The organism is Psychrobacter alimentarius (assembly GCF_001606025.1).
GTDB lineage: Bacteria > Pseudomonadota > Gammaproteobacteria > Pseudomonadales > Moraxellaceae > Psychrobacter > Psychrobacter alimentarius.
On the sequence record NZ_CP014945.1, the window covers coordinates 2,309,633 to 2,329,142 of the forward strand.

The 19,510-nt window shown below is 40.5% G+C and carries 17 protein-coding genes and 3 tRNA genes; 4 read left to right on the forward strand and 16 right to left on the reverse strand.

All coding sequences use genetic code 11. The annotated features are described in order from the left end of the window. Window positions 1-102: 102 nt before the first annotated feature. Together A3K91_RS09425 and uvrB are read right to left on the reverse strand one after the other, a co-directional pair. Window positions 103-471: a hypothetical protein gene (locus A3K91_RS09425; protein WP_062845024.1), complete on the reverse strand. Its 369-nt coding sequence runs from the start codon at window positions 469-471 to the stop codon at window positions 103-105. Between the two features lie 337 nt (window positions 472-808). Further along, a complete protein-coding gene (gene uvrB / locus A3K91_RS09430) occupies window positions 809-2,920 on the reverse strand; it encodes an excinuclease ABC subunit UvrB (protein WP_062845025.1) in 2,112 nt (703 codons plus the stop codon). 392 nt (window positions 2,921-3,312) lie between these two features. Between uvrB and dps the strand changes: the two genes are divergently transcribed. Beyond that, entirely contained in the window at window positions 3,313-3,795 is a 483-nt protein-coding gene (gene dps, locus A3K91_RS09435) for a DNA starvation/stationary phase protection protein Dps (protein WP_062845026.1), read from the forward strand. A gap of 164 nt (window positions 3,796-3,959) precedes the next feature. Here dps and A3K91_RS09440 read toward each other — a convergent pair whose 3' ends face one another. The 7 genes from A3K91_RS09440 to A3K91_RS09470 all read right to left on the reverse strand — a co-directional run bounded on the left by A3K91_RS09440 (window position 3,960) and on the right by A3K91_RS09470 (window position 11,532). Next, on the reverse strand, window positions 3,960-5,024 hold the full coding sequence (locus A3K91_RS09440) for a cation diffusion facilitator family transporter (RefSeq protein WP_062845027.1): 1,065 nt from the start codon (window positions 5,022-5,024) through the stop codon (window positions 3,960-3,962). Between the two features lie 174 nt (window positions 5,025-5,198). Next, a complete protein-coding gene (locus tag A3K91_RS09445) occupies window positions 5,199-5,753 on the reverse strand; it encodes an acyl-CoA thioesterase (RefSeq protein ID WP_062845028.1) in 555 nt (184 codons plus the stop codon). Window positions 5,754-5,888: 135 nt separating this feature from the next. Next, on the reverse strand, window positions 5,889-6,299 hold the full coding sequence (locus tag A3K91_RS09450; RefSeq protein WP_062845029.1) for a DUF2177 family protein: 411 nt from the start codon (window positions 6,297-6,299) through the stop codon (window positions 5,889-5,891). A gap of 108 nt (window positions 6,300-6,407) precedes the next feature. Beyond that, window positions 6,408-7,802, reverse strand: coding sequence for an SAM-dependent methyltransferase (locus A3K91_RS09455; RefSeq protein ID WP_062845030.1), 1,395 nt, complete (start codon window positions 7,800-7,802; stop codon window positions 6,408-6,410). Between the two features lie 99 nt (window positions 7,803-7,901). Next, window positions 7,902-8,942, reverse strand: a complete 1,041-nt coding sequence (locus A3K91_RS09460) for a DUF1365 domain-containing protein (protein ID WP_062845031.1) — start codon at window positions 8,940-8,942, stop codon at window positions 7,902-7,904. 60 nt (window positions 8,943-9,002) lie between these two features. Next, window positions 9,003-10,724, reverse strand: coding sequence for an NAD(P)/FAD-dependent oxidoreductase (locus tag A3K91_RS09465; RefSeq protein WP_062845032.1), 1,722 nt, complete (start codon window positions 10,722-10,724; stop codon window positions 9,003-9,005). Between the two features lie 70 nt (window positions 10,725-10,794). Beyond that, the gene (locus tag A3K91_RS09470) at window positions 10,795-11,532 is read right to left on the reverse strand and encodes an SDR family NAD(P)-dependent oxidoreductase (RefSeq protein ID WP_062845033.1); all 738 of its coding nucleotides are present in this window, start codon (window positions 11,530-11,532) and stop codon (window positions 10,795-10,797) included. Between the two features lie 464 nt (window positions 11,533-11,996). On the opposite strand from A3K91_RS09470, the gene A3K91_RS09475 reads away from it, so the two are divergent. Next, window positions 11,997-13,199 carry a pyridoxal phosphate-dependent aminotransferase gene (locus A3K91_RS09475; protein WP_062845034.1) on the forward strand — a complete coding sequence of 401 codons (1,203 nt, stop codon included), beginning with the start codon at window positions 11,997-11,999 and terminating at the stop codon, window positions 13,197-13,199. A gap of 258 nt (window positions 13,200-13,457) precedes the next feature. After that, a tRNA-Asn gene (locus tag A3K91_RS09480) sits at window positions 13,458-13,533 on the forward strand. A gap of 224 nt (window positions 13,534-13,757) precedes the next feature. On the opposite strand, the gene copM is transcribed toward A3K91_RS09480, so the two are convergent. The 7 genes from copM to msrB all read right to left on the reverse strand — a co-directional run bounded on the left by copM (window position 13,758) and on the right by msrB (window position 17,399). Beyond that, a complete protein-coding gene (gene copM, locus A3K91_RS09485; RefSeq protein ID WP_228139851.1) occupies window positions 13,758-14,492 on the reverse strand; it encodes a CopM family metallochaperone in 735 nt (244 codons plus the stop codon). Window positions 14,493-14,618: 126 nt separating this feature from the next. Continuing rightward, a complete protein-coding gene (locus A3K91_RS09490; RefSeq protein ID WP_228139852.1) occupies window positions 14,619-15,095 on the reverse strand; it encodes a DUF305 domain-containing protein in 477 nt (158 codons plus the stop codon). A 104-nt stretch (window positions 15,096-15,199) separates the two neighbouring features. Then, complete coding sequence (locus A3K91_RS09495) at window positions 15,200-15,481, reverse strand: YrhK family protein (RefSeq protein WP_062845036.1); 282 nt, start codon at window positions 15,479-15,481, stop codon at window positions 15,200-15,202. Between the two features lie 349 nt (window positions 15,482-15,830). Then, window positions 15,831-15,907 (reverse strand) — tRNA-Asp (locus tag A3K91_RS09500). 38 nt (window positions 15,908-15,945) lie between these two features. Beyond that, a tRNA-Val gene (locus A3K91_RS09505) sits at window positions 15,946-16,021 on the reverse strand. A 295-nt stretch (window positions 16,022-16,316) separates the two neighbouring features. Continuing rightward, complete coding sequence (locus A3K91_RS09510) at window positions 16,317-16,802, reverse strand: glutathione peroxidase (RefSeq protein ID WP_062845037.1); 486 nt, start codon at window positions 16,800-16,802, stop codon at window positions 16,317-16,319. 171 nt (window positions 16,803-16,973) lie between these two features. Continuing rightward, entirely contained in the window at window positions 16,974-17,399 is a 426-nt protein-coding gene (gene msrB, locus A3K91_RS09515) for a peptide-methionine (R)-S-oxide reductase MsrB (RefSeq protein ID WP_062845038.1), read from the reverse strand. A 453-nt stretch (window positions 17,400-17,852) separates the two neighbouring features. On the opposite strand from msrB, the gene A3K91_RS09520 reads away from it, so the two are divergent. Next, window positions 17,853-19,502: an aminotransferase class I/II-fold pyridoxal phosphate-dependent enzyme gene (locus A3K91_RS09520; RefSeq protein WP_062845039.1), complete on the forward strand. Its 1,650-nt coding sequence runs from the start codon at window positions 17,853-17,855 to the stop codon at window positions 19,500-19,502. Window positions 19,503-19,510 lie beyond the last annotated feature (8 nt).

Genomic DNA, 19,510 nt, shown 5'->3' on the forward strand with positions numbered 1-19,510 from the left:
AGTCCATAAAAAGGAGCCTAATATAGGGGCTCCTTTTTATTTCCAAGTCTGTTATACAGACAACATTTTATATTTAAAATAAACGAGCTTATATTGAAAGTCTTAAATGTTAGAAGGCTTAGACGGCAGAGATGCAGGGGAAGGCAGTACTTTATTGCGACGGAAGTATTTAGAAGAACCCTCAATCACTTTGTCTACTTCTTTTATTAAATCTGCAATCACATCATCATAAACACCGTGATATAGTTCGGTTTCAAAGGCAGTAAACGGGTGCTTACGTGATGCTGAACCTACCTCAGTAATCCCATGTTTGGTATAAAAAATATCCACTCGACCATCGCTGTTGAGGACACAATTTAACAAACCATCTGACAATTCCATCTGTATACGCTCAGGCATAAAAATATAATCATCTACATCAATGAGCTTCTTTTCTACTTCTCTTTTAAAAAATGATTTGATATCAAACATAGAGCTTTCCTTCACTTAAAATTTATAGAATACGTGAGCACGCCTGACTTTGTTATCGTCGTCCAGCATTTATCCATCTGCTTTTTAGGTCATGCCTTATCTACACATCATATAAGATATATGAATATATTTTAAGGTGCGGTATGTAAAACTGCGTTTGATGTTAGTAAAAATAAAATATTCATATTACCAGTATTTAGACTTACCAAAATCTGGCTTAAATACATCTCGCTTAAGTACAATGATAGCTCTTTCATTGTTTGATTGATAAAAAAGTGAGCCACAGACTATGCAACTCACTTTTAAAACTTAATAGTACTCAAACCAAACTAAGCCGTTAAATCAAATGCGCTTTAAGCTCAAGCACTCTATCACGAGTTTTTGCCGCTTCCTCAAACTTCAAGTCACGAGACATTTGCTGCATTTGCTTCTCTAAACGTTTAATCTCTTTGGCAAGCAAATCTGGGCTACGTAAAATACTGATATCCACATCAGGTAAATTACTCTTAACCGGAATGGCCTGATTATCATTGGCATCCAAGCTCTCGCCCGTATCAATCTTATCCGTAATACTACGGCGTGCGCCTTTTGGCGTGATGTTATGCTCAAGGTTGAAAGCAATCTGCTTATCACGGCGACGATCGGTTTCGTCTATGGCCTTTTGCATACTTGGAGTAATGCGATCGGCGTACAAAATGGCTTTACCATTCAAGTGACGCGCTGCACGACCAATCGTCTGAATAAGTGAGCGCTCAGAGCGCAAAAAGCCTTCTTTATCAGCATCAAATATAGCAACCAGTGACACTTCAGGCATATCCAAACCTTCACGTAAAAGGTTGATACCAACCAAGACATCGTGCACACCAGTACGTAGCTCGTGGATAATCTGCATACGCTCAACCGTATCAATGTCCGAATGCAAATAAGCCACTTTGACATCATATTCTTTAAGATAACTGGTCAAATCCTCTGACATACGCTTGGTGAGTGTCGTAATCAATACACGCTCATCTTTTTCGCGGCGCTTGGTAATCTCTGACAGTACATCATCCACTTGCGTCAAAACAGGACGAATTTCAATCTCAGGGTCAATCAAACCGGTTGGACGTACTACCTGCTCGACCACCTGTTCGCTATGTTCTAGCTCATACAATGCTGGTGTCGCACTCACATAGATGGTTTTGGGCTTGATACGCTCCCACTCTTCAAACTTCATCGGGCGGTTGTTCATCGCACTTGGCAAACGAAAGCCATAATTGACCAAGTTCTCTTTACGCGATCTATCCCCTTTATACATCGCACCAATCTGTGAGACAGTGACATGCGATTCATCAAGGAACAATAAGGCATCTTCGGGAATATAGTCAAACAAGGTGGGCGGCGCTTCTCCTGATGGACGACCAGAGAGGTGCTGCGAGTAGTTTTCGATACCGTTACAGTAACCAAGCTGCTGAATCATCTCAAGATCATATTGTGTACGTTCTTTGAGACGCTGCGCTTCAATCAGTTTATTGTTATCACGGAAATATTCTAATCGTGGCTCTAATTCCTCACGAATTGTATGGCTAGCAGCTTCTAGTTTATTGCGCGGCGTCACATAATGTGATTTGGGATAAATCGTAATACGCGGTACACTGCGTACCGTCTTGCCTGTTAAAGGATCAAACCAAGTGATTTTCTCGACTTCATTGTCAAATAAATGCACACGCACCGCCAGCTGCTCCGACTCAGCCGGATAGATATCAAGCAGCTCACCGCGCAAACGATACGTACCACGACCAAAATCCAGCTCGTTACGTGTATATTGCATCTCAACCAGACGCTTAATCGTCGCGGTACGATCTATCTGATCGCCAACCACAACGTGCAATAGCATTTTTAAATAGCTCTCTGGATCACCCAAACCATAGATACACGACACCGAAGCCACAATAATCGCATCACGACGCTCTAACAACGCACGCGTGGCAGACAGACGCATCTGATCAATATGATCGTTGATGGCACTGTCTTTTTCGATAAAGGTATCACTGGCCGCAACATACGCTTCAGGTTGATAATAATCATAATAACTGACGAAATACTCAACTGCATTGTTAGGAAAGAACGATTTAAACTCGCCATACAACTGCGCCGCAAGGGTTTTGTTGTGTGCCATGATAATGGTTGGACGCTGACATTCAGAGATGACCTTGGCCATCGTATAGGTTTTACCAGAGCCAGTCACACCAAGCAGCAACTGCTCATCCATGCCAGAATTGATACCATTCACAAGCTTCTCAATCGCTTGTGGCTGATCGCCTGCTGGCTCAAAATCTGTCACCATCTCAAAGGCACGACTTGATATTTGCGTCCCTGACGCATTGACACCACTAATTTCAGCTTCGCCTTGTAGCTGAGTGGCCAATTGGTTTAACTGACGCGATGAGCGCGGTTCAGGCATTCTCATAATAGCTTTCTTCTTATTAAAGTTTATAACAATATGGGGTCTGAGAAGCGGTTTTTAAAGGCTTTGTAGAGGATAGTCATGAGTCTTATCTTATAAGCGTACGCTTATTTCCCCACTCAAAGTATAAGTGTATAAAGATACTATTTATTGAGAAATAAACCTTTCACCGTTGTAAAAAACGCACATAGCATGGGCTAAATTTACAAAGAATTTCACGATTAACAAACCCATTACACGACCACCTAACAAAGCATAACGCTTGAGGGTTTTATCTTTTGTAGAAGCTGCTATTATCGACAATGAATTAACAAGCAGTCGTTAAGTACTATATTAATAACAAAATATTAATTAGAAAATTTAAATTTAATAAAACTAAGAGAACGGAGAAAATTATGAGAGAACGTTTCGCAAGTGGAATTTCAGACGATACCGCCAAAAAAATGATTGATCTATTGAATGCAAACTTAGCCAATGTTATTGATTTAACCTTAGATGGTAAGCAATGTCATTGGAACCTACAGGGCACTGGATTTATCGGTGTGCATCAATTGTTAGACGACACAGCAGATCGTATTCGTGAAGTATCGGACATGATTGCTGAGCGTATTGTTATTCTGGGCGGTCAGCCAAACGGTCTAGCCAGTCGAGTAGCTAAAGATTCTATTTTAGACGATTATCCAACTGATATCACTGAAGTGGATCAGCATGTTCGTGAAATCACTAGCCGCTATAAAAAAGTAGCTGAGACTCTACGTAAAGCTATCGACACTGCAGGCGATGCAGGTGACGAAGATACCGCTGATCTATTAACAGAAGCCAGCCGTATTATCGATAAAGACGCATGGTTCATTGGTGCGAATGCTCCAAAGAAATAATACTTGGTAATGTTGGTTGATGACCAATATAACTAGAAAAGAAAGGGTCGCTTACTATAGCGACCCTTTTTTTATATTGAACTTTTATAATAACTATAGAGTACAGATATAACTTGTTTAACATCACTTCTTCTGGCTACTACTGAGCTATCAATAACCAAAAGCTATTGAGTCACCAGATTTTCTTCTAGAACCAGTACGTCTGCATTGGGCACTGATAGCGTTAAGATCGCCTCTTGAAACAAGGGGTTAGCACGAAACTGGTTTTCTATGTCTTCAAATTTTTGTGCAAGCTCTTTTTCTTTTTGATTACCAGCGATATCTACTGCTGCCACCATAAATATTTTTTTAGGCCCTACCCATTCTAAATGTAGATACGACACACTGTCTATGTCTGGATGAGTAAGTAACTCATTCAAGGCATAATCATGTATTTTTTTAGACACCTTATACCCGACCAAAAAATCTCTATTGCGGCTGATTAAAAAGATAGCCACTGCACCCAATAGTAGTCCGACGATGATAGAGCCTAATGCATCCCAAAATGGCTCACCTGTATAAGCATGCATACCCATTGCTGCTGCTGCAATGACCAAACCTGTCACTGCGGCCAAATCCTCAAAAAACACCCCACGCAATGTTGGGTTTGAAGTACTAACTACGTAACCAATAGCGCTAATATTCATAGCCTGACCATGTTTCTTGCTTTGTAGGTACGCTTGGACAAGCGAAAACCCTTCCAGTAGAAAGGCGACCGCCAATACAATAAATCCGATAGTATAGTTAGTCTCACTCTCCGCTGCGTTCCACTCGGTGATACCCGTATAAATGGAGACGATAGAGCCTGCCATAAATACACCGAAAGCTGCAATCATCGACCAGACATACGACTCCTTACCATAACCCAAGGGATGACTCACATCAGCAGGTTTTACTGCCTTTTTTTCGGCAACAATCAGTAATGTACCATTGCCTGCATCTGCCCAAGAATGCGCAGATTCTGCAATCATAGAAGCAGAACCTGTCATAAATGCGGCTATTGTTTTTGCAATCGCAATAATAACGTTTGCCCCGACGGCAATTAATACAGTAATCAACGAGCTAGAATGTTGCGTGTCTTCATTGTCACTAGAGTGGTTGCTAATTTTATTAGGACCGCGTACACCGCGCGATATTGGTTGAACGGACGCAGAACGGCGTGAATTGTTTTTTGATGATCTTACACTCATAGTAGTCTCAATAAGGTAACCAATGGCTTACCATGGTTTTGTACAATATCTTTATTTTAGTAATGCTTAGAAAAATCCAAGTTGAGGATAACCTATTCCCACATATAGTATCAGTGGTTTTTTAGTGTTGGTGGCTCATGATTAAACTTGTATGAAAAACGATGAGCTAACGCGTTACTTTGAGTGCTCCTCATTATCGTAAGTTAACTCTCCTATCATATTCTCTAAGTCACAGCTTGGACGATGCGAGCTTTCCATACGCAAACTTTTACGCTCCAATGCTGCATCAGCGCGACACTGCTGCATCTTATCTTTAATGATAAGCGGAGGTACAGTCGTAGGCTTACCTTTATCGTCGATCGCAACCATCGTAAAATAGCAGCTATTCGTATGGCGCACCGTACGAGCGCGCACATCTTCCGCTTCGACACGGATACCAATCTCCATTGAGGTATTGCCCACATGATTGACACTGGCAGCAAAAGTCACAAGCTCACCCACATAGATAGGCTCACGGAACATGACTTGGTCAACAGACAATGTCACGACGTAACTACCACTATAACGGCTGGCACACGCATAGGCGACTTGATCAAGCATTTTGAGCAAATCACCACCATGTACGTTTCCAATAAAATTTGCCATATCAGGTGTCATAAGTATTGACATATATAGTTCATGGTTCAATGGCGCTTTTTTAGCAGTCGAGCTGGTATTATATTGCGGCATAACTTTCCTTGCGATTGTCTAAGACTTATTTTATTTCAAACATTACTTGTACTGTAGCAAACAGCTTAGCGCAAATAGGTACCTATCGGCCAAAGGTCTGAACTACATAAACACATATTTTTATAATAATTTCAATTAGCTTAACCAGTGAAAGCGGTAGGCAAGCCAAGCAACGATCGCACTGACCGAACCTGTCAAAAAACCACCCCAGATAAAATCAACCACTGCCGTATCTAATGTAAAACCTTTATACAGTGCCAGATTGGTGAAATCATATGTCCCATAGGCCATAAGACCAATCAATCCACCAAGTAAGAAAATATGACCAATCGAAGCACCTGCCTTGATTTGTGGGTATAAAATCAATATACAAAGTGCCAGTATGTAGAACATATAAAACACGCCAGCGGCGATCATATTTGGTTCATCAGCCAATAAATGACCAATACGTGACTCATAAAAAGCCCCTTTCATGGTCGTCAACCAAACTGCATCAACGCCCAAGAATATGACGACAGCGGCAAGATAGATAAATACATAAGCCATATCAACGTCCTTTTATTTAGAGTATGTTAATCGCTGCTCACAAGGCAACCAGCGTCTTATTTAAATGCACCGTCGTTATTATCATTGGCCATAATGACAACTACCTTATTAACTATTAGAGCTATCAAGGACGGGCAAATCAACAAAGTGCATCGTATCGATGTTATTCGGCTTGACTGCTGTCAATTGTACCACGCCAATTGTGCGCTCTAAAAACCCGCCTTCGCAATAACAGAAATAAAAATTCCACAAGCGTATAAAGGCATCATCATAACCCAGTGCTTCGATTTCTTTACGCTGAGCCATAAAAGCAGCGCGCCAATCGCGTAGCGTATATGCATAATCAAATCCGTAGTCGTGCAGCTGTTTGATGACCATGTCCGTCTGCTCAGCAAACTGATTGTTGAGCTCTTGGTTTGAGAGTAAACACCCCCCTGGGAAAATATGAGTCTGTATAAAATCCACTGACTCTAGATACTCTTCGTAATTTTGGTCATTAAAGGTAATCGCTTGTAATACCATTAATCCTGTCGGCTTAAGCAAACTGTTGCACTTGGCAAAAAAAGTCGGCAGGTACTCATGTCCAACGGCTTCGATCATCTCAATACTAACCAACTTGTCGTACTGCCCTGTCAGCTCACGATAATCTTGCTTAAGTAAGGTGATTTTATCTGATAGTCCTGCCGCTTTTACTCGACGCTGCGCCTCATCATACTGTGCATCAGAAATAGTAGTGGTTGTGATTTGACAGCCGTAATGTTTGGCTGCATAAATGGCGAAACCACCCCACCCTGTGCCAATTTCTATCACATGATCATCAGCGGTCAGTTGTAATCGTTGGCAGATAAGTGCCAATTTATGCTGCTGAGCATCAGCAAGTGATACGTCAGGCGTACGATATACAGCCGATGAATACATCATCGTTTCATCTAAAAAACGCTGATACATATCGTTGCCTAAGTCATAATGTGCAAGAATGTTTGATTTAGCACCAGATTTATCGTTGCTGCGTAGCTGATGCTTGGCTTTTTCAAATGCCTTACTCACACCAGCAAAGCGATTTTCTAACTTATTTAGCATTGCTAAGTTGCGAGCCGCTAATCGAATCAGGCCAGTCAAATCATCCGTATCCCACTCAGCGTTGATATAGCTATCTGCTAGTGCGATAGAACCACCGAATAATAATTGACGATAGACAGCACTGTCGTGAATCGTTAGCGTGACGTGTAGTGAATGACGGCCGACATCCGAACTGCTTGCTAAACTGGTTGCTACGTTACCAAAGCTACTTTTGGTGGGGGCTTTCTTACCAAAGGCTTCGATTAAAGTCAGACTACCGAACTGAATATGTGTTAATGCTCGAAATATAAGCTTTCTTGCCAATTGATTGACCCCATCATTGACGGGTTGCAAGATAACACTTTGTTTTACTACTTTATTCAACCGTTCAGATAACTTTTCTACTGCTGAGATAGGTGCGCGGTCGGTCGGTCGTGCTGGCATCGTATGCGGATCCTTATTTAAGGTATTTTGTGTATGAGTCTTATGTTTAAGATATTGTCTAAATATTCAGACAGTTGTTAGTTTTTTTAATATCACTCATTAAGAGCGCGGTTTTTTAGCATTTGCCTTACTTTGTTTACTATCTGCCAGTTTTTCATCATAGTTGATATAGGGCACTTTTTTGATTGCATAAAGTTTGAACGCATGCCAGTAAATACGCATTAAAGATGTTATATTCATCAGCGGATTCTGTTTTAAGCTTGTGCGGACAGTGTCATCTGTCATTGGTACACCTAATACTTTGATGCCCGTTTTTAGTACCTCACCGCGCTCGTCACTGATATCAATAGCAATGCGAACCTGCAAACCTAAATCCGATTGTGAATGTGCCCGCTCGTTTTTAATTTGCTTCACCGTAACCTGCCAGCGATATAGCTGATCGATAGGGTTAAAAGGTGACACGTGAAAGTCTTTATCATGACAAAACTCAGTGTCTTCACCTTCCAATAAAAATCCATAACAATGGCGTTTGTCCCATGGTGTATTAGAAACCTCAGCCAATAAGTGAGTAGGCGTTTGCTGCTCATCAAAACCCAAATAAAAATTGACGGGACTAAAGTAAAAACCAGCATTACGGCAAACTACTAGTCCAAGCATATCACCTACTGGCGCGCTACCAGCATGAATAGTAAATGCGTGGCTTAGACGCTGATGTAATGCTTGTACGTGATTCAAATCATCATTAGCACTATTATTGCTTAGGCTATTTAACCCTTTTAAGTAGTCGTTAGGATAAAACTGCTGCAATGCTTTTTTGCGCGCTGAGAACAATGGCAGCTTTTTTGATAGCAAATTCTTTAGCAGTGGCTGCTTCAAAGAGAGTTTACCCGATGGCTGCTGTTTTCTTAAAGCTTGACTCTGGTTAAAAACGGGCACACCTATCTCAGGCAACTCCTCTCCTCTAACCAATGCACTAATATTCACACCCCAATAGCGATAAGGATAGGCAAACTTATGCGCACTTGGCAATAGTCGACTGTGCCAAGTCGTCCCTTCAAACAACTGATGTGACAGGGCCGTAGCACCCTCAAAAGCTTTGTGGCTTTTTGGAACATCAGAATACTGAAAGGGTATGGTCATATACATTCTCTTTTGTCACAGACAATTTTTACGAGTGCTTCTTATCAGTCGTTTTTGTCATCATTTAAATTTACGGCGCCCAAATAACCATCGTTTCTTAGTTGCATGGGTATCAGTAGTTGAGTTCTGTAAATGATCTATATATTCAACCAATTCTTGATTGGTCGTTGCCGTAGCGACTTCTCGCTTATTTAATTTACGCAATCTTGTATCCGCTTTTATCGGTAAGTCTTTATAACGAAATGGCGTATTTGCACTATCTGCATCAGGCAGGTGCGTCGGATCAACTTCCTCTCTTATGTCGATATCATAGCCAAGTGATTGGCATACTTGTAAACCACTGCGTACGCCATCTTCGTGAAATCCATTGAACCAATAAGCCCCGCAAAAATGCGTATGCAAGCCATTGCCAGAGATACTTGACCATTTGTTTTGAGCAGCAATAGCTGCTTTATCAAATACAGGGTGACTGTAATCGATACGCTTAATCACTTGCTTGTCATCGATATCATAATTGAGAGTCACCAAATAATTATGCTTTTTGGTAAGACGCTGCAAAATATTCATGTGGTACGTGAGCACAGGTTTGACTGGTATTTTACTGTCGCTCGTATCTTTGTTAGCGTTAGCACTTACTCCTGTACTCAAGTCGTTCTCGTCTATCAGGTAATTCCAACTTGCCCAAGCTAACGGTTTTTTAGGCAAGACGCTGGTATCAGTATGAAGTACTGCCGTATTGCCAGTAAAACGAAAATGACTCAGAACGTCCGTTTCATCCATGCTGGCATCTTTGAGAATTTTGAGCGCAGTATCAGCATGACAAGCGAAGATGACTTCATCGAATACCAGATTTTCGCTGCGGTTCTTTGAGTTATTCGTGGTCTGGACTGTCAATATTACTTGATCATGCTCACGTAACACAGACTGTACTGGGCTGTTTACTCGCACCTTCCCGCCTGCTTTGATAAAACGTGGAATCAGTTTATTGATGTATTGCTTTGAGCCACCCTTGATCGTAAACCATTGCGGACGATTGACCACATCTAGCAAACCATGATTATCAAAGAACTGTGCAAAGAACACTAATGGGAAATCTTGCACTTCATCCAGACTGGTTGACCAAATGGCAGAAACCATCGGCAATAGATAGTTATCTAAAAACAGCTTACCGTAGCGTTTTTGAGCAAGATAACCGCCAAGCGTTTGCTCGGTAAAGGTACTAACGTCTTGTCCTTGTACACGCGCTGCTTCATAGTCTTGACGAAGCTGTTTGATGTGCTTATTGAACTGTAAAACATCTTTGATGAACTGCCAAAACTTTGGATTCAATACATTCTTACGCTGCGACAATAAGGTATTTAGCGTATGGCCATTGTACTCAAAATGACGCGCTGTATTTTTTACTGAAAAGCTCATATCCGTCGCTTGAAAGGGCACTTTTAAATCATACAACAGACGAAAAAAATTCGGATAGGTACGCTCATTAAAGACAATAAACCCTGTGTCTATTGCACTACTTTCTGTGTTACTGGTTTTTGACTTTTTACCATCTTGTAACGCCACATCAATGGTATTTACATGCCCACCGATGTAGTCATTGGCTTCAAACACAGTCACATCGTGTTCGCTGATCAAATAATGCGCACAGGTCAGTCCCGACACGCCTGAGCCAATGATGGCTATACGTTTTCTAGATTGAGGCTGATCATCGCTTTTTATCGTTTTAGTATTTTGCTTCGCTGTCTTTAAGTTACGTGCTTGCTTTAAGCGATGAAACAACATAGAGGCGTTCCTATCCGTATGGTTGACTTATTTTTACTTATTAAACTACCTATTTGGCAGTCATCATGCGTTATTTTTTATTGATCTTTTCACTGACTTGCTGCCAGACCAAATCTGGTAATGTTCCTAGCGCTTTTAGTGGTAACGTCAGCTTTTTGGGAAATTCGATCACTTCATGACCGCTATCAATACCATCACGAATGGCTTGACTCGCCTGCTTCGTGGTTTGAATAAATGGCATTGGGAAATCGTTTTGTTTGGTCATTGGGGTTTCAACAAACCCTGGCACCACAAGGCTAACCGCAACATCATGCGGTGCCAGACTGATTTGTAAAGTTTTCATTAAATAATGAACAGCTGCCTTTGAGCTTCCATAGGCTTCTGCACGGGCAAAAGGTACATAGGCTGAGGCTGAACCAATACCAACCAAGCGACCTTTTGACTCAATCAGCTTAGGTAAGACGCCTTCAATGGCATGCGATAACGTACCTAGGTTTACTGACATGACTTTCATAAACTTAGCACTATCAAAGTTTGGCATATCCAGATATTCGCACATGCCTGCCCCGCAAATTGCCAAATCAACCCTGCCAATTTTACTAAAAGCTTCAATCACCTCTTCTTGATTCATCAAATCCAACTCAATGGTTTCGGCGCCCAATGACTTAAGCTCAGCCAGTGCATTATCATCACGACCAACCGCATAAACATGATGGTTTTCTGATAAATAATCTTTAGCCAGTTGATTACCGATACCAGAGGTTGCTCCGGTGATGAGAATGTACTGTTTTTCAGTAGATGCTGTCATAGTAAGCGTCCTTTTAATTATAATTTTAGTCAGATATTTGCCATTCTCTCAATCGTTGAGTAGTTATTTTTTACCTACTTATGATTGATTGCAATATTCAAGATATTGGTCAAATATTTTTAAGGTTTTATTCATCTTATTTAATATATCTAAATAATGATAGCGTAAGGAGACGTATTTATTGTTGTGGTTTCGAAATCGTGTCGTATAGTCATGTCAAATCTTATGTACGCTATCTATCATCATAGTATTCCTCTAACTTATATGTTTGCGCTCATATAGTCGTCATCTTCTGTTACCGCCAATATAAGACAGTGCAATAACAGCATGCTACAATCTCCACTGCTACACTCAAAGCGCCTATCGTTGTCGATGGTCACTAAACACGTAGTACCTGCACAATAATTTAAAAAGCGCTATCCCTAATAATAGATTTACCTACTCCAATATAAAAAGGATCTCTCATGAGCGAGTTACAACTGTCTGACCGCGTTAATAGCATCAAACCATCACCGACTCTAGCGATTACGAATAAAGCCAAAGAACTAAAAGCGGCTGGTAAAGATATTATTGGTTTAGGCGCTGGTGAACCAGATTTTGATACACCAGAACATATCAAAAAAGCAGCAATTGATGCAATCAACGATGGTTTTACCAAATACACTGCTGTCGATGGAACGCCAGAGCTCAAAAAAGCCATCATTGAGAAGTTCAAGCGCGACAATGACATCAGCTACGAACCTAACGAAATTCTTGTGTCAGTTGGTGGTAAGCAATCATTTTTTAACCTTGCACAAGCTTTCATCAATCCAGGCGATGAAGTTATCATCCCAGCACCGTACTGGGTCAGCTATCCTGACATGGTTATCATCGCAGAAGGCGTGCCTGTCATTGTTAAATGTCCTGCTGAACAAGACTTCAAAATTACCGCTGAGCAATTAGAAGACGCTATCACTGACAAAACCAAAATGCTGGTACTAAATAGCCCATCTAATCCGACTGGTATGATTTATACGCTAGATGAGCTAAAAGCCATCGCTGAAGTATTGAAAAAACATCCACACGTTTATGTGGCGTCAGATGATATGTATGAGCACATTCGCTGGACGGGTGATAAGTTTTACAACATCTTGAATGCAGCCCCTGATCTTAAAGACCGCGCCATTATCTTAAATGGTGTTTCGAAAGCATATGCAATGACAGGCTGGCGTATTGGTTATGCTGGTGGCCCTGCCAAGCTGATTGGTGCAATGAAAAAAGTACAATCACAGTCAACCTCATGCCCAACCTCTATCAGCCAAGTGGCTGCAGAAGCTGCGATCAGTGGTGATCAGAGTGTATTAGAGCCAATGGTTGCAGCGTTTGAAAAGCGTTGTGATTTGGTGGTGGATGGTTTAAATAATATCAAAGGTATTACTTGCCTACGTCCTGACGGCGCATTCTACGTCTATCCAGAAATCAAACCTCTGATAAAAGCTGCTGGTCTATCGTCATGTACTGAGTTTTCAGCATGGTTGTTGGAGAAAGTAGGGGTAGCAGTAGTACCTGGTGATGCTTTTGGTCTTGGCGGCTACATGCGTATTTCTTATGCAACCGATGAGGCAACATTAAAGGATGCTTTATCTCGTATCGAAAAAGCGGTTGCCGATTTAGACGTTGCTGAATAAATCTTAGACAGTCACTGATCTCAAGAATATTTTGATAAGTAAAGACGCCACATGCTCTCTATGTGGCGTCTTTTTTATAAGCGTTTTAAGATTTTTAAATAAAAATCTAATATTACGTCATTAAAATGACAATTTTAATCAATTATGCAAAAAAACGCTTGACGTATTTTTTATCTTTGCTAGAATACGCCCCACTTAGCAAGAACTCGTTAGAGACTTCTAAGGCTCGTTGTAAGACATTAAATGTCTATAGCCTATTCTCCAATAGCTCAGTTGGTAGAGCAACGGACTGTTAATCCGTGTGTCCCTGGTTCGAGCCCAGGTTGGAGAGCCACATTCTAGTAGTAAATTTTTGAGTCATCTTTGATTCGATTATGGCATTTGCCAAGACCCTCATCACTTTGTTGAGGGTTTTTTTATGGATTTTATTAATCAATGGAAGAAAACCATCTATATATCAGCACTTAATAATTAACTATGATTTTAGAATAGTCACTATAGCTAACGCACTTCAAAAAAACTTTGCTTAAAATACTCTTCAAAAGAGACGTTTACCTTCTACGCTTTATTCTTGGCTAACCAGTCTTGCATTTGCTCAATTTCAGGCTGCTGAGCATCGATTATCGCTTGCGCCAGTTTGCGCATCTCTTCATTTTTACCATATTTAAGCTCTACAGTTGCCATATTAACTGCCCCAATATGATGTGACAACATACCACGAGCAAAAGCTCTATCAGGATTGGTATCAGCGATAGCAGCCATCATTTCGCTATGCATCGCGTCCATACCATCAGCGTATGCTTTTTGCACAGCTTTCGTGTCAGTCATTGGTTCAGTAGCATCAGGATTACTAGCTAGCCAACTCTGCATTTGCTCAATTTCTACTTTTTGAGTATCAATGACGTTTTGTGCCAATTGTAGCATTTCTTCATCGGCACCATATTTGAGCTGAATCTCTGCCATGTCAACTGCGCCAATGTGGTGACCAAGCATTCCCTGAGCAAATGCAGCATCTGGATCATTGTATTTCATACCAGCCATCATCTCATCATGCATATGAGTCATGGATTCGTTGTATGCTTGGTGCATATCTGTCATCGTATCATCTGACATGTCATGTCCAGCATGAGCATCCATCGAAGGAGTATCTGCTACCGTATTCTGGTCAGACGCGACTGCTTCTTTCTCAGCCACATTTGTATCTTCATTAGCAGGCTGGCAAGCACTGAACAGCAATGCAGTGCTGATGGTTACCATAAGAACAGGAAGGCGTGAATGTATAATGTTTTTCATGTTGTATCCTTAATCACTATAGTAATTACTACAATTTGATTATCGTAATGCCTATAAAAATCAGCAAACCATTGAGATTTAACAGTTTGAAAAAGTAGTAAGTATCACTTATAAAAATGACTGATTTCAAATAGTGTATTCTAATTCTTCGACTAGTGCTTGCATCTCTTTAATTTCACGTTTTTGCGCTTCGATAATATCATCAGCGAGTTGTCGTACACGCGGATCTTCTATATCTGCTCTCGTGCTAGTCAAGATGGCGATAGAATGATGCGGTATCATAGCTTTCATCCAATCGACTTGATTAACAGTGGCTTGAGATCTAACGCCCCATATACCCACAGCAAACATTATCACACTCAGACCATAAATCATCAAATTAAGCTTGGTCTTTTTATACATATTAGCCATAAATGCCAGCATAATAACTGCCATTCCTGCACCCATATATAGCGCCATATAGGCTCTAGTCTCACTAAAATAAATATGATTCCATTCATAGGTGTTGAAGTACATCATGATATACATCACCACGGTTGATGTCAGAATCATCAAGGTAAACTTCACATAAGGATTCATCTGTTTTTGATTATTACGATTCATCACTTTATCTCCATTCATCTGATCATCTTGCTACAAGGTGATGCCTGTCTTGATTTAAGAAATATAGAGAAAGCACCCATTTAATATCATTTGCTAAAACAACGCTACTGATCATAATCATTGTGCTGATTTAACTTATTAAATGCCTTTTTGACATGTACCAGACTCATCAACTTGATAAGTGGTTTAATTATCAGCTGCGCACTTCCTACGATAAACAACCAAGTACCATCTTGAGTCAGTGATTCATTTAAAAAGAAAAAGCTTCCAATTAAAAACCAAATAGCGATTAATAAATCATTGAGTGCACCTAGAGCCTCATATCGGCGCTGTATGATAATGTGTCGTTGACCGATATCCATCTCACACTTCCTATTTTTACTCACAACTTGTCCCTTAGCCATATATCACTTTATGAGTCGCACAGATATATCAACTAGGCAATATGCTTGTCAACGTCACGTTACAGAAAACCGACTTGAGAAAAAGTCGTATAAGTTATGGTATAAAAGGTAATATTGATGACTAAAACCAAGAAGAAGAATTGAAAGCCGTAGAAAACTTTGGGAATGTTTTCTTGATATAGACAAGATATTGAAAAATACTAAAGAGATATGTTTGAAATTTTTGCTATTCAGACAAGAGATAAAAACTACAGACACAAAAAAACCCCAAACAAAGTTATGTTTGAGGCGAAACTTGCTTAAACTTTACAGTTTAAATTCGTTTTAAATATGGCGCAGCGGACGGGACTCGAACCCGCGACCCCCGGCGTGACAGGCCGGTATTCTAACCAACTGAACTACCGCTGCTTAGGTCGTTTTAGCTTCTTTAAACACTTGCTAATAAATGGTGGGTGATGACGGATTCGAACCGCCGACATTCTGCGTGTAAGGCAGACGCTCTACCAACTGAGCTAATCACCCTGAAGAGCGTATAAAAAAAAGCAGTGCTTTTTTAGCTCTGCAAGAGAAATTCTTTAAATAGAATTTCTGTATTGCTTCGTTAATATAAGCTGTCACACTTAAGTTAACTTAATCAGCTAGGGTTGTTTAAGTCCCCTTGCTGTGGGTGTGTATTATATAGATTTACGCATGGCTGTCAAACGCTATTTCCTACTTTTTTAAATATTTTGCATATTTTTATCAGTATTTATAGCAAGCATCTGTTTTTATTGGTTTTATATTTTCATACAAAACCAACTATTTTTATCTTATGATGTTATTTGCCAGTTAATACTTGTTCGATATCGGCTTTGATTGCATCAGGCTTGGTGGTTGGCGCATAACGATCGACGACTTGACCATTACTGTCCACTAAAAACTTAGTAAAGTTCCATTTAATGCCATCAGTTAACAAGCCACCCTTTTGGTCTTTGAGCCATTTAAAGATTGGATGCGCATCTGCCCCATTGACATCGACCTTTGCCATCATTGGAAAGCTGACCCCATAATTCTTTTGACAAAAAGCACCAATTTCTTCATTACTACCTGGATCTTGGCTACCGAACTGGTTACAAGGAAAGCCCACGACTACCAATCCCTGCTCTTTGTATTGTTGGTACAGTGCCTCTAATCCTTCAAATTGCGGCGTAAAGCCACACTTACTTGCAGTATTAACAATTAGCAATACCTTACCCTTATAATCCGAAAATGCTTGCGACGTTCCATCCATATTCTCGGCGGTGAAATCATAAATTGTGCTCATCATTTATCCTTAAATTGATTGATAGGTAATACTATTTGATTGGTAACGCTATTCTTTAATAATATTAATATACAGCGCCAATAATTAAAAAGGAAGCAACACGTGCTTCCTTTATTTTCTCTTTTAGGGCGTCATCTCAAAGCTACTATTAAATCATAGTTGGTATCAAAACTATTTTTCAGATTTGTCCAAATCGATAGCCACTGAGTTAATGCAATAGCGCATACCAGTCGTCTCACGTGGTCCATCAGGAAACACATGACCCAAATGTGCGCCGCAGTTGCTGCAAGTCACTTCTGTACGAGTCATACCCAATGAATTATCGACATGTTCATCTATAGCACTGTTATCGACGCCTTGGTCGAAACTTGGCCAACCACAACCCGCATCAAACTTACTGCTTGAATCAAACAAACTGGCACCGCAACCTTTACAGCGGTAGACGCCATCATCAGTCGCATCATTATAAACACCTGTGAATGGACGCTCTGTGCCTTTTTCACGCATGACGTGATACTCATCAGCACTTAAACGCTCTTTCCAGTCAGCATCGGTCAGTTGGCTGATTTCTTCTTTGCTTAATTGATTGTCTTGCATAATGTGTCCTTATTTAAATATTTATTATCTGCTCTACTACGTTTAACCTGCTATCAAAGCATCACCGTTCTATTAAACGATAACCTCTATCTTTTGGTTATCTATCCAATATTCAAGTCGTGCTGTACAAGAATGATACTGATAACAACGAATAATAGGGCTGATGAAAGAAGCAAATCTAGATTGAGTACCAAAGGGTGGACAACTATCTCGATATATAACTTTAATGAAAACCGTTTTGAAGAATTTTAGGACTTGAGATGAGATATTTAAGTATACAATGCAAGTTATTCTTGCAATTGATATGATTTTTAAAATAACTTGCATGTAGGCTTGCGTTATCATAATTTATGCAATAATATCTTGCATTGATATGGCGCTAAAACTAACACTTTCTATTTCTGTAACAAGTTCTTTATTACAAATCAATGGATTAAAAGCACTGAGGTAATTATGGTCGATGACAAAAGCAATAGTACACAGGCTGCGCGTCTAGTACAGTTGCGCCGCGATAAAGGTTTTACTGCTGAACAATTGGCGCAAGCAATGACAGCGGCAGGTGCCAAAGTCAGCCGTGGTGCCATCTCTAATTGGGAGCGTGGAACAAACGGTATTGTCTCATCCAAATTACCAACCCTTGCACGTATTTTGGGGTGCAGCGAAGGCTACCTATTACGCGGGGAACATCAGAATCATGCTGCCAATAGTGCAGCATCTACCGATGATCAGTCACAACAGCATGCAAATCTGAATAGCGTTATGGCAGCAAGTTTGCAAACCGATAATAAGAATAAAATTTTAGTAAATACATCAGCATCACTTTCTGATACTCGTCAACATTCACCAAACAATGCAATGAATGGTCACTCTATGAACACAATAAAAAAATCTGATAAATTACAAAACGTTTGCTATGACATTCGTGGTCCCCTATTGCAAACTGCTAATAGAATGGAAGCTGAAGGCAAACGCATTTTAAAGCTTAACGTCGGCAACCCTGCACCTTTTGGCCTACAAGCGCCTCATGAAATTTTGCAAGATGTGGCTATGAATTTGTCTGAAGCAACAGGATACTCAGATTCACAAGGTATTTTTTCAGCACGTAAAGCGGTACTGCAATATTACCAATCAAAAGGGTTGTTATCAGCAGTCGATGTTCGTGATGTTTATCTTGGCAATGGCGTCTCTGAGTTGATTGTCATGACCATGCAGGCTTTGATGAACGATGGTGACGAAGTATTGATTCCAATGCCTGATTATCCTCTATGGACTGCAGCGGCCAATCTATCTGGCGGTACAGCGGTGCATTATCGTTGCAATGAAGAAGACAACTGGCAACCTGACATCGAAGACATAAAATCTAAAATCACCAGTAAAACAAAAGGCATTGTGGTGATTAACCCTAATAATCCAACAGGTGCGCTATATAGCGACGACTTACTCAAGCAAATCATCGAAGTCGCCAAAGCGTATGACTTGATCATCATGGCTGATGAGATTTACGATCGTATTCTCTATGACGATACCGTACACACACCGATGAGCACCTTGACTGACGATGTACTTGTTCTGTCATATAACGGCTTGTCAAAATCACACCGTATTGCAGGGTTTCGTGCAGGCTGGATGATGGTATCCGGTCGCAAGCAACATGCTGCTGACTTCATCGAAGGTTTGGATATGCTGGCATCTATGCGTTTGTGCTCTAATGTCCAAGGGCAGTATGCCATCCAAACAGCGATGGGCGGCTATCAAAGCATGAAAGATTTGACCTCAAAAACTGGTCGCTTATACAAACAGCGTGAGCTTGCGGTATCGCGACTCAATGCAATTAAAGGTATTTCTTGCACCATGCCACAAGGCGCATTTTATTGTTTCCCAAAGATTGATCCTGAGGTTTATCCTATCGAAGATGATATGGCATTTATGATGGATTTACTTATAGAAGAAAACGTATTAATGGTGCAAGGTACGGGATTTAATTGGGACAAGCCTGATCATTTTCGCCTAGTATTCTTGCCAAATTTGAATGATTTAGAAAATGCAATGGATCGCTTAGATCGCTTTTTTGCCAAAAAACGCCAGCAGTTTGGCACAGCTTAACCATTAAG